Below are 10,458 nucleotides of genomic sequence, written 5' to 3' on the forward strand. Positions count from 1 at the left end.
GGCACGCTAGACCTGAGGCCCGCGGCCCGGAAGGTGCGCGTACGGCGATGGGGCGCCCTCCCAGGGAGAGGCGCCCCATCTCTGTGCACGCGCACAACCCGTCCGGTCAGCGCACCGGGTGACCGACCTCCGCCAGCGCGCCCTTGACCTCCGAGATGCGCAGGTCGCCGAAGTGGAAGACGGACGCGGCCAGGACCGCGTCGGCCCCGGCGTCGACGGCCGGCGCGAAGTCCGCGAGCCGGCCGGCGCCGCCGGAGGCGATGACGGGGACGCTGACGTGCTTGCGGACGGCGGCGATCATCTCGGTGTCGTAGCCGTCCTTCGTACCGTCGGCGTCCATCGAGTTGAGCAGGATCTCGCCGGCGCCGAGCTCCGCCGCCCGGTGGGCCCACTCGACGGCGTCGATGCCGGTGCCCCGGCGGCCGCCGTGCGTGGTGACCTCGAACGTGCCCTCGGCGGTGCGCCGGGCGTCCACCGAGAGCACCAGGACCTGGCGGCCGAAGCGTTCGGCGATCTCCCGGATCAGCTCGGGGCGGGCGATGGCCGCCGTGTTGACGCCCACCTTGTCCGCGCCGGCCCGCAGCAGCTTGTCGACGTCGTCCGGGGTGCGGACGCCGCCGCCCACCGTGAGCGGGATGAAGACCTGCTCGGCGGTGCGGCGCACCACGTCGTAGGTGGTCTCCCGGTCGCCGCTGGACGCGGTGATGTCCAGGAAGGTCAGCTCGTCGGCGCCCTCGGCGTCGTACAGCTTCGCCATCTCGACGGGGTCGCCCGCGTCCCGCAGGTTCTGGAAGTTGACGCCCTTGACGACCCGCCCGTTGTCCACGTCGAGGCAGGGGATGACGCGTACCGCGAGGCTCATCGCGCACCCGCCCGGTAGGCCTCGACCTCGACCTCGACGACGAGGCCCGGATCTACGAAGCCGGAGACGACGACCATGGTGGCGGCGGGGCGCACCGCGTCGAACAGCTCCTTGTGGGCGCGGCCGACTTCGTCGGTGTCCCGGGCGTGCATGACGTACATGCGGGTGCGGACGACGTCCTCGCGGCCGAGGCCCAGCTCCTTCAGCGCCTCGAAGGCGACGCCGAAGGCGGTGACGGTCTGGTCGTACGGGCCACCGGCGGCGATCTCGCCGCCCACCACCGACGTACAGCCGGAGACGAGCACCAGGCCGTTCGGCAGTTCGACGGCGCGGGAGTAGCCGAGCCTCTCCTCCCAGGGGGCGCCGGAGGAGACGCGGCGCACGGATGCGGAATCGGTCATACGGAGACCGCCTCCAGCGCCTCTTCGAGGGTGAACGCCTTCGCGTACAGGGCCTTGCCGACGATCGCGCCTTCGACGCCCGCCGGGACGAGCGAGGCGATGGCGCGCAGGTCGTCCAGCGAGGAGACGCCGCCGGAGGCGACGACGGGCTTGTCGGTGGCGGCGCAGACGTTCTTCAGGAGCTCCAGGTTGGGGCCCTGGAGCGTGCCGTCCTTGGCGATGTCGGTGACGACGTAGCGGGCGCAGCCCTCGGAGTCGAGGCGGGCCAGCGTCTCGTAGAGGTCGCCGCCGTCGCGGGTCCAGCCCCGGCCGCGCAGCGTGGTGCCGCGCACGTCGAGGCCGACGGCGATCTTGTCGCCGTGCTCGGCGATGACCTTGGCGACCCACTCGGGGGTCTCCAGGGCGGCGGTGCCGAGGTTGACGCGGCGGCAGCCGGTGGCGAGTGCGGCGGCGAGCGAGGCGTCGTCGCGGATGCCGCCGGACAGCTCGACCTTGATGTCCATGGCCCCGGCGACCTCGGCGATGAGGGTCCGGTTGTCCCCGGTGCCGAAGGCGGCGTCCAGATCGACCAGGTGCAGCCACTCGGCGCCGGCGCGCTGCCAGGCGAGCGCGGCCTCCAGCGGGGAGCCGTAGGAGGTCTCGGAGCCGGACTCGCCGTGCACCAGGCGCACCGCCTGGCCGTCGCGGACGTCTACGGCGGGGAGCAGTTCAAGCTTCGGCATTACAGCGTCTCGATCCAGTTGGTCAGCAGCTGGGCGCCGGCATCGCCGGACTTCTCGGGGTGGAACTGGGTGGCCCACAGCGCGCCGTTCTCCACGGCCGCCACGAACCGTTCGCCGTGCGTGGCCCAGGTGACCCTGGGGGCACGGATCTTCGGGTTGGTCACTTCGAGGTCCCAGTCGTGCGCCGCGTACGAGTGCACGAAGTAGTACCGGGCGCCGGCGTCGAGTCCGGCGAACAGCTGGGAGTCCTCGGGGGCTTCGACGGTGTTCCAGCCCATGTGCGGGACGACGTCGGCCTTCAGCGGACCGACCGTGCCGGGCCACTCGTCCAGGCCCTCGGTCTCCACGCCGTGCTCGATGCCGCGCTCGAACAGGATCTGCATGCCGACGCAGATACCCATGACGGGGCGTCCGCCGGCCAGCCTGCGGCCGATGACCCACTCACCGCGGGCCTTCTTCAGCCCTTCCATGCACGCCGAGAACGCGCCGACGCCGGGCACGAGCAGCCCGTCCGCGTTCATCGCGGTGTCGAAGTCGCGGGTGATCTCGACGTCCGCGCCGACGTGGGCGAGGGCGCGCTCGGCGGAACGGACGTTGCCGAAGCCGTAGTCGAAGACGACGACCTTCTTCTTCGTATCCACGTGTCGCTTCCTAGTCCCAGAGTCCTTGGATGCGCAGGACGCCCGCCACCAGGCACATCAGTGAACCGATGGAGAGCAGGACGATGACGCCCTTGGGCATGCCCTGCTTGGCGAAGGAGTAGACCCCGCCGGCCAGGAACAGGCCGAGCAGGATCAGGATGGTGTTCAGGCCGGTCACAGCGCGCCCTTCGTGGACGGGAGGATTCCGGCCGCGCGCGGGTCGTGCTCGCTGGCGTAGCGCAGGGCCCGGGCGAGCGCCTTGAACTGGCACTCCACGATGTGGTGCGCGTTGCGCCCGTACGGGACGTGGACGTGCAGGGCGATCTGCGCCTGGGCGACGAACGACTCCAGGATGTGCCGGGTCATCGTCGTGTCGTACGCGCCGATCATCGGCGCCATGTTCTCGGGCTCGGTGTGCACCAGGTAGGGGCGGCCGGAGAGGTCGACGGTGACCTGGGCGAGCGATTCGTCCAGCGGGACGGTGCAGTTGCCGAAGCGGTAGATGCCCACCTTGTCGCCGAGCGCCTGCTTGAAGGCGGCGCCGAGCGCGAGGGCGGTGTCCTCGATGGTGTGGTGCGTGTCGATGTGCAGGTCGCCGTCGGTCTTGACGGTGAGGTCGAACAGACCGTGCCGGCCGAGCTGGTCGAGCATGTGGTCGTAGAAGCCGACCCCGGTCGCGACATCGACCTTGCCGGTCCCGTCCAGGTTGATCTCGACCAGGACGGACGTCTCCTTCGTGGTGCGTTCCACGCGGCCTGTGCGGGGGTTCATGCGTCGTGCTCCTTCTTCAGTCCGCGCACCGCATCGAGGAACGCGTCGTTCTCTGCCGGGGTCCCCGCGGAGACCCGCAGCCATCCCGGTACGCCGTTGTCCCGGACCAGGACGCCCCGGTCGAGGATCTGCCGCCACGCGGCGTGGCTGTCGGCGAAGCGGCCGAACTGGACGAAGTTGGCGTCCGATTCGGTGACGTCGAAGCCGAGACCGCGCAGCTCGGTGACGATCCGGTCGCGCTCGCTCTTGAGCTGTGCGACGTACCCGAGGAGCGTATCGGTGTGCTCCAGGGCGGCGAGCGCGGTGGCCTGGGTGACGGAGGACAGGTGGTACGGCAGCCGGACCAGCTGCACCGCGTCGACCACGGCGGGGTCGGCGGCCAGGTAGCCGAGGCGGAGCCCGGCGGCGCCGAACGCCTTCGACATGGTCCGCGAGAGGACCAGGTGGCGGCGGCCCTCGATCAGCGGGAGCAGCGAGGGGTGGTGGCTGAATTCGCCGTACGCCTCGTCCACGACGACCATCGACGGCTTGGCGGCCTGCGCGGCCTCGTACAGCGCGAGGACGGTGTCCGCGTCGACGGCGGTGCCGGTGGGGTTGTTGGGGGAGGTGATGAAGACGACGTCGGGGCGGCGCTCGGCGATGACGGCGCGGGCGGCGTCGACGTCGATGGTGAAGTCCTCGTTGCGCGGCCCGGAGATCCAGCCGGTGCCGGTGCCGCGCGCGATGAGGGCGTGCATCGAGTACGAGGGCTCGAAGCCGATCGCGGTGCGGCCGGGCCCGCCGAAGGTCTGGAGCAGCTGCTGGAGGACCTCGTTGGAGCCGTTGGCGGCCCAGACGTGGGCGGCCTCGACGCGGTGCCCGGCGGTGCGGGTGAGGTAGCGGGCGAGCTCGGTGCGCAGCTCGACGGCGTCCCGGTCGGGGTAGCGGTTGAGGTCGCGGGCGGCCTCGCGGACCCGCTCGGCGATGCGGTCGACCAGCGCGTCGGGCAGCGGGTAGGGGTTCTCGTTGGTGTTGAGCCGTACGGGGACGTCGAGCTGGGGCGCGCCGTACGGGGACTGGCCGCGCAGTTCGTCGCGGATGGGCAGGGCGTCCCAGGGGTTGGCCGTGGGGCCGCCCGCGTTGTTCTTCGTCACTGCTGGGGAACCTTCCACCCGAACCTGGCCTTGAGCGCGGCGCCGTGGGCGGGGAGGTCCTCCGCCTCGGCGAGGGTCACCACGTGGTGGGTGACCTCGGCGAGCGCGTCGCGCGTGTAGTCGACGATGTGGATGCCGCGCAGGAAGGACTGCACGGACAGGCCCGAGGAGTGGCAGGCGCAGCCGCCGGTGGGCAGGACGTGGTTGGAGCCCGCGCAGTAGTCGCCGAGCGAGACGGGCGACCAGGGGCCGACGAAGACCGCTCCGGCGTTGCGGACCCGGTCGGCGAGCGCGCCGGCGTCGGCGGTCTGGATCTCCAGGTGCTCGGCGGCGTACGCGTTGACGACGGTGAGGCCGTCCTCCAGGTCGTTGACGAGGACGATCGCGGACTGCCGGCCGGCGAGGGCGGGCTCGATGCGCTCCTCGACGTGCTTGGTCGCGGCGACCTGGGTGGCCAGCTCGGCCTCGGTGGCGGCGGCCAGCTCCTCGGAGTCGGTGACCAGGACGGCGGCGGCCATCGGGTCGTGCTCGGCCTGGCTGATCAGGTCGGCGGCGACGTGCACCGGGTCGGCGGTGGCGTCGGCCAGGACCGCGATCTCGGTGGGTCCGGCTTCGGCGTCGATGCCGATGCGGCCCTTGAGGAGGCGCTTGGCTGCGGCGACGTAGATGTTGCCCGGGCCGGTGACCAGGTCGACGGGCAGGCAGTCCCCGGTGCCGTATGCGAACATCGCGACGGCCTGGGCGCCGCCGGCCGCGTAGACCTCGTCCACGCCGAGCAGGGCGCAGGCGGCCAGGATCGTGGGGTGCGGCAGCCCGCCGAACTCCTTCTGGGGCGGCGAGGAGACGGCGAGGCCCGGGACGCCCGCCTCCTGGGCCGGGACGACGTTCATCACGACGGAGGACGGGTAGACCGCGCGGCCGCCCGGCACGTAGAGCCCGACGCGGTCGACGGGGACCCACTTCTCGGTGACCGTGCCGCCGGGGACGACCTGGGTGGTGTGCGTGGTGCGGCGCTGGGCGCGGTGGACGAGGCGGGCGCGGCGGATGGACTCGTCGAGGGCGGCGCGGACGGCCGGGTCGAGCTCGTCGAGCGCCCGGGCGAGGGCGGCGGCGGGCACCCGGACCGATTCCAGCCGGACGCCGTCGAATTTCTCCCCCCAGTCGATCACTGCCGCCGAGCCACGATGGCGTACGTCCTCGCAGATGGGCCGCACCGTCTCCAGGGCGGCTTCCACGTCGAACTCGGCACGGGGCAGCAGGTCGCGCAGGGCGCCGCCCTCGGGGAGGGCATCGCCGCGCAGATCGATTCGAGAGATCACACCGCAATTCTCTCAGACCGCCGCGCGCGGCCGGACGGCCGTATCACTGGCTGATACATGCCGTCGCTGTGGCGGCTGACTATGTGCGTTCAATCGGTCACTCAGAGGGAATAACGGGAACACGCCTCCGAACGAAAGGGGCACCGGTGACGGAGCGGCACGACGATGATCTCCCGGACGGCCTCAGCGCGGCGGAGCTGGGCATGTGGCAGTCCTTCCGGAACGGCACGACCTACGACCTCCGGACCCGCGACCGGGTCCTTGACGATCCGTTCGCCCCGCACGAGTGGGGCCCCGAGCGCAGCGTGGGAGCCAGGGTCGTCGCCCGGCTCCTGCTGAGCGGCCCGCCGCCCCGGCCGGGCCGGGTGACGGCCCTGAAGCTCTGGGGCGTACGGATCACCGGAAAGCTGGACCTGGCGGGCGGGCGCGTCGATCCGTACGTGGAGCTGACCGGCTGCCGGTTCGACGAGGAGGTGGCGTTCCCGGAGTGCCACTTCACGACCCTGCGGCTGGTGGGGTGTGCGGTGCCCCGGTTCGACGCGGCCCGGCTGCACACCGAGGGCGATCTGCATCTGCCGCGCTGCCGGGTGGAGCGCGGCATCCGGCTCACGGACGCCCAGATCGGCACGGACCTGCTGGTCAACCAGATCGAGGTCGGCCCGGACCGGCAGGGGCGGGCGCTGCTCGGGGACGGTCTGTCGGTCGCCCAGGATCTCCAGGCCGAGATGGCCGACATGCTGGGCGAGCTGAGCCTGCGCGGGGCGAAGGTGGGCGGTTCGCTGAGCCTGCGCGGCAGCCGGCTGCGGGCGGGGCGGGGCCGCCGCGCGCTGAACGCCCCGCAGCTCAGCGTCGAGCGGACGCTGTACATGAGCGAGGCGTGGGTCAGCGTGGACACGGGGAACCAGGGCACCACTCCCCCGTACGGCATCGCCACGTCGCCGACCCCGGCGCACGGCACCCGCTCGCAGGTGTTCCGCTGCCGGGGCGGGGTGCGGCTGGACGACGGCAGGTTCGGTGACGCGGTGGACCTGCACAAGGCGGTGTTCGTGCTGGACACGCACGAGGAGCTGTCGCTGCGCCGGACGGTCACGCCGGAGCTGCGGTTCAACCCGGAGCGTCCGGTGCGCGGCCGGGTGGTGCTCAACGGCGCGAAGGTCGTCACGCTGATCGACGTCTCCACGAGCTGGCCGGGCCCGGGCGGGCTCGCGATGGGCGGGTTCGTGTACGAGAACCTCGTCCCGTACGGACATTTCCCGCTCTCCCGGCGCCTGGAGTGGGTGGCGGCGGCGACCCCGGAGTACGTGCCGGAGCCGTACGAGCGACTGGCGGCGGTGCTCCGCAGCTGCGGCGAGGACGCGGACGCCCGGGAGGTGCTGCTCGCCAAGCAGCGCCGCCGCCGCGAGACCCTGCCGCCGGCCGGGAAGCTGTGGGGCTACCTCCAGGACTGGACGGTGGCGTACGGGTACCGGCCGGGGCGGGCCGCGGTGTGGATGGCGGTGCTGTGGGCGGCGGGCACGCTGGCCTTCTCGCGGTACGACCCGGCCTCGATCAAGGGCGCGGAGCATCCGCAGTGGAACGCGGCGCTGTACGCGCTGGATCTGCTCGTCCCGGTGATCGATCTCGGCCAGCAGGGCTACTGGCGGCTGGAGGGCGCCTGGCAGTGGATGGCGGCCGGGATGGTGCTGGTGGGGTGGATACTGGCCACCACGGTCGCGGCGGGCGCCTCCCGGCTGCTGCGCCGCGGCTGACCGCCGGACGCCGGAGGGCGTGCGGCCCTCCTCGGACGGCGGGCCCGGGTCGGCTCCTGGGCAGATCACGGGCCTTCTGCCCAGGACCAGCGAGAACCAGCCAGAATCCGCGCATTCCTTTACCGCTCCTTGACCGGCGGCCGGGCAACCCATCCACTCGGCACAAATGCTTCACAGCGCTCCCCTTGGCGCCGCCTCCACCAGCGCTTTTCAATGGTCTGCACCATGCCTTTCCTCCGCGCTCTGCTCCGAACCGCGCGCGTGATCCGGCACACCCCGGCGCTGTCCACCGGGTTGCCCGCGGACCACGCGGTGCTGCTCGACGCCCCCGACGAACGGCTGTCCCCCGCGCTGGTGGCCGCCGCGGCCGGGGAGTACGAACCGGCCGCGAAGCTCCTGGCGACCACCCGGGACGCGGCCGAGTGGGAGTGCCGGGACCGCTATCTGAGACGGCTCGTCGCGTTCGCCCGCAACCGGGACGGCTGGCTCGCGGACTGGCTGGCCGCCGCGCCGCACGATCCGGACGCGCTGCTCGTCAAGGCGCAGCTCGCGGTCGAGCGCGCCTGGGAGTCCCCGGCGCGCGCGGAGCAGCTGCGCGAGGTGGGACCGCTGATCACGGCGGCCGCGGCCGGTGATCCGCGCGACCCGGTGCCCTGGCGCCTCGCGCTCGACCACGCCCGGGGTACGCAGGCCACGCACACCACGTTCGAGGCGCTGTGGGAGCAGGCCCTCCAGCGGTCCACGCACCACTACGGCTGTCATGTCGCCGCGCTCCAGTACCTGTCGGCCGCCTGGTACGGCTCGCACCGCGAGTGCTTCGACTTCGCCGAGCGGGCCGCCGAGGACTCGGTGCCCAGCTCCCTGGTCCAGGCGCTGCCGCTGCGGGCCGCTTTCGCGATGCTGACCGAGGGTCCGTGGGACGCCCGGTCGACCTCGGTCCAGGAGGAGCGGATCGACGCGGCGGCGGACCTGGCGATCTCCCTGTCGGCCGCCTTCGCCCCCGGCGACCCGTGGCCGGCCGAGGTCCGCAACCTGCTCGCGTACGTCCTGGTGGTGCGGGGCCGGTGGGCGGAGGCGCTGGAACAGTTCGGCCGGATCGGCGCGCACGCGTCCTCGTTCCCGTGGGCTTCGGTGTCCGGCGATCCGCTGGGCCGGTTCCTGGACGCACGGGACAGCGCACGGCTCCGGGTGGCCTCCGCGACCCCGCTGAGGCAAGGCTCCGGACGAGGACGGGCCCGCGGCCATTACGCTTGACCGCTGTGACCACCGCTCGCCTGCCTCTGTTCCCGCTGAACGCGGTGCTGTTCCCCGGCCTCGTGCTGCCCCTCAACGTCTTCGAGGAGCGATATCGCGCCATGATGCGCGAGCTCCTGACCATCGACGAGGACGAACCGCGCCGGTTCGCCGTGGTCGCCATCCGGGACGGCCGGGAGACCGCCGTGACGGGTCTCGGCATGCCGGAGGCGGTCCGCAAGCCCGTCGAACGCGGCCCGGGCGACGGCTTCGGCGCCGATCCCCTCCAGTCGCTGCACCGGGTGGGCTGCGTCGCCGACGCCGCGACCATCCGGGAGCGCGCGGACGGCAGCTTCGAGGTCCTGGCCACCGGCACCACCCGGGTCCGGCTCCTGTCCGTGGACGCGAGCGGCCCCTTCCTCACGGCCGAACTGGAGGAGCTGGAGGAGGACCCTGGCGACGAGGCGGGCCCGCTGGCCGAGGGCGTCCTGCGGGCCTTCCGCGGCTACCAGAAGCGCCTGGCGGGCGCGAGCGAGCGCTCCCTCACCACGGGCGCGGACCTGCCGGACGACCCGTCGGTCGTCTCGTACCTGGTCGCCTCGACGGTGGTCCTGGACGTCCCCGCCAAGCAGCGGCTCCTCCAGGCCCCGGACACCGCGACCCGCCTCCGCGAGGAGCTGCGGCTCCTGCGCTCGGAGACGGCGGTGATCCGGCACCTGCCGTCGCTGCCCGCGGTGGACCTGACCGTCGCCCCGACGCACCCCAACTGACGCCATGGCGAAGAAGCAGAAGAAACCCCAGTCCGGCGGCACCCCCGCCACGGTCGCCCTGACGGCGGCGGGCACGGCGTTCACCGTGCACGCGTACGAGCACGATCCGGCGTCGCCCTCCTACGGCGAGGAGGCGGCCCAGGCCCTGGGCGTCTCCCCCGACCGCGTCTTCAAGACCCTGGTCGCCGACGTGGACGGCCACCTGACGGTCGCGGTCGTCCCGGTGGCCGGAAGCCTGGACCTGAAGGCCCTGGCCGCGGCGGCGGGCGGCAAACGCGCCACGATGGCGGACCCGGCCGCGGCGGAACGCACCACGGGCTACGTCCGGGGCGGCATCTCCCCCCTGGGCCAGCGCAAACGCCTCCCCACGGTCCTGGACGCGTCCGCCCGCACCCACGCCACGATCTGCGTCTCGGCGGGCCGCCGGGGCCTGGAGGTGGAACTCTCCCCGGAGGACCTGGCGGCCCTGACGGGCGCGATCTTCGCGGACATCGGCCGCGGCTGAGTGGGGGGCGGAGCCCCCGATTGCCCGACACCGCGAGGCGCGGGCCCCCGGCGGACCGGTTCCGTCCTCAAACGCCGGACGGGCTGGATTTACCGGCCGCCACATCCAGCCGGGCCGGCGTTCGAGGCGCGGGATCCGGGGCAGCGCCGCACAGCGCCCCGCCGGCGCTTGAGGCGCAACGCCCGCGACAGCACCACACACCCCAGCCCCACAGACGCTTGAGGCGCAAGGCCCGGAGCAGCGCCGCACAACCCAGCCCCGCCGGCGCTTGAGGCGCAACGCCCGCGACAGCACCACACACCCCAGCCCCACAGACGCTTGAGGCGCAAGGCCCGGAGCAGCGCCGCACAACC

General features: G+C 72.9%; 12 protein-coding genes. 4 read left to right on the forward strand and 8 right to left on the reverse strand.

Translation table 11 applies throughout. The annotated features are described in order from the left end of the window. Nucleotides 1–106: 106 nt before the first annotated feature. The 8 genes from hisF to hisD are packed head-to-tail and all read right to left on the reverse strand — an operon-like array spanning nucleotide 107 to nucleotide 5,849. On the reverse strand, nucleotides 107–862 hold the full coding sequence (gene hisF / locus ABZ565_RS22510) for an imidazole glycerol phosphate synthase subunit HisF (RefSeq protein WP_361029605.1): 756 nt from the start codon (nucleotides 860–862) through the stop codon (nucleotides 107–109). Then, entirely contained in the window at nucleotides 859–1,263 is a 405-nt protein-coding gene (locus ABZ565_RS22515) for a RidA family protein (RefSeq protein WP_361029608.1), read from the reverse strand. The genes hisF and ABZ565_RS22515 overlap by 4 nt, the downstream gene beginning before the upstream one ends. Further along, nucleotides 1,260–1,985, reverse strand: coding sequence for a bifunctional 1-(5-phosphoribosyl)-5-((5-phosphoribosylamino)methylideneamino)imidazole-4-carboxamide isomerase/phosphoribosylanthranilate isomerase PriA (gene priA / locus ABZ565_RS22520; protein ID WP_361029611.1), 726 nt, complete (start codon nucleotides 1,983–1,985; stop codon nucleotides 1,260–1,262). The genes ABZ565_RS22515 and priA overlap by 4 nt, the downstream gene beginning before the upstream one ends. Further along, nucleotides 1,985–2,626 carry an imidazole glycerol phosphate synthase subunit HisH gene (gene hisH / locus ABZ565_RS22525; RefSeq protein ID WP_361029614.1) on the reverse strand — a complete coding sequence of 214 codons (642 nt, stop codon included), beginning with the start codon at nucleotides 2,624–2,626 and terminating at the stop codon, nucleotides 1,985–1,987. The genes priA and hisH overlap by 1 nt, the downstream gene beginning before the upstream one ends. A gap of 10 nt (nucleotides 2,627–2,636) precedes the next feature. Beyond that, entirely contained in the window at nucleotides 2,637–2,804 is a 168-nt protein-coding gene (locus tag ABZ565_RS22530) for a hypothetical protein (RefSeq protein ID WP_203600638.1), read from the reverse strand. Further along, complete coding sequence (gene hisB / locus ABZ565_RS22535) at nucleotides 2,801–3,397, reverse strand: imidazoleglycerol-phosphate dehydratase HisB (RefSeq protein WP_361029617.1); 597 nt, start codon at nucleotides 3,395–3,397, stop codon at nucleotides 2,801–2,803. The genes ABZ565_RS22530 and hisB overlap by 4 nt, the downstream gene beginning before the upstream one ends. Further along, nucleotides 3,394–4,530 (reverse strand): histidinol-phosphate transaminase, encoded by a 1,137-nt coding sequence (locus ABZ565_RS22540; protein WP_361029620.1) that lies wholly within the window; start codon nucleotides 4,528–4,530, stop codon nucleotides 3,394–3,396. The genes hisB and ABZ565_RS22540 overlap by 4 nt, the downstream gene beginning before the upstream one ends. Beyond that, the gene (hisD, locus tag ABZ565_RS22545; protein WP_361029623.1) at nucleotides 4,527–5,849 is read right to left on the reverse strand and encodes a histidinol dehydrogenase; all 1,323 of its coding nucleotides are present in this window, start codon (nucleotides 5,847–5,849) and stop codon (nucleotides 4,527–4,529) included. The genes ABZ565_RS22540 and hisD overlap by 4 nt, the downstream gene beginning before the upstream one ends. A 146-nt stretch (nucleotides 5,850–5,995) precedes the next feature. On the opposite strand from hisD, the gene ABZ565_RS22550 reads away from it, so the two are divergent. The 4 genes from ABZ565_RS22550 (at nucleotide 5,996) to ybaK (ending at nucleotide 10,105) form a co-directional block, all read left to right on the forward strand. Further along, complete coding sequence (locus ABZ565_RS22550; protein WP_361029626.1) at nucleotides 5,996–7,597, forward strand: oxidoreductase; 1,602 nt, start codon at nucleotides 5,996–5,998, stop codon at nucleotides 7,595–7,597. A 225-nt stretch (nucleotides 7,598–7,822) separates the two neighbouring features. Continuing rightward, on the forward strand, nucleotides 7,823–8,851 hold the full coding sequence (locus tag ABZ565_RS22555) for a hypothetical protein (protein ID WP_361029630.1): 1,029 nt from the start codon (nucleotides 7,823–7,825) through the stop codon (nucleotides 8,849–8,851). Between the two features lie 5 nt (nucleotides 8,852–8,856). Continuing rightward, a complete protein-coding gene (locus ABZ565_RS22560) occupies nucleotides 8,857–9,600 on the forward strand; it encodes an LON peptidase substrate-binding domain-containing protein (protein ID WP_361029633.1) in 744 nt (247 codons plus the stop codon). 4 nt (nucleotides 9,601–9,604) lie between these two features. Beyond that, nucleotides 9,605–10,105: a Cys-tRNA(Pro) deacylase gene (gene ybaK / locus ABZ565_RS22565; RefSeq protein ID WP_361029636.1), complete on the forward strand. Its 501-nt coding sequence runs from the start codon at nucleotides 9,605–9,607 to the stop codon at nucleotides 10,103–10,105. The last annotated feature ends 353 nt before the right edge of the window (nucleotides 10,106–10,458 follow it).

The organism is Streptomyces sp. NPDC016469 (assembly GCF_040632905.1).
In the GTDB taxonomy this organism is placed as follows: domain Bacteria; phylum Actinomycetota; class Actinomycetes; order Streptomycetales; family Streptomycetaceae; genus Streptomyces.

Excerpts from the sequence above, each read along its gene's own strand:
- hisF (WP_361029605.1), bottom strand. The coding sequence starts at position 862 with ATGAGCCTCGCGGTACGCGTCATCCCCTGCCTCGACGTGGACAACGGG.
- ABZ565_RS22515 (WP_361029608.1), bottom strand. The coding sequence starts at position 1,263 with ATGACCGATTCCGCATCCGTGCGCCGCGTCTCCTCCGGCGCCCCCTGG.
- priA (WP_361029611.1), bottom strand. The coding sequence starts at position 1,985 with ATGCCGAAGCTTGAACTGCTCCCCGCCGTAGACGTCCGCGACGGCCAG.
- hisB (WP_361029617.1), bottom strand. The coding sequence starts at position 3,397 with ATGAACCCCCGCACAGGCCGCGTGGAACGCACCACGAAGGAGACGTCC.
- ABZ565_RS22555 (WP_361029630.1), top strand. The coding sequence starts at position 7,823 with ATGCCTTTCCTCCGCGCTCTGCTCCGAACCGCGCGCGTGATCCGGCAC.
- ybaK (WP_361029636.1), top strand. The coding sequence starts at position 9,605 with ATGGCGAAGAAGCAGAAGAAACCCCAGTCCGGCGGCACCCCCGCCACG.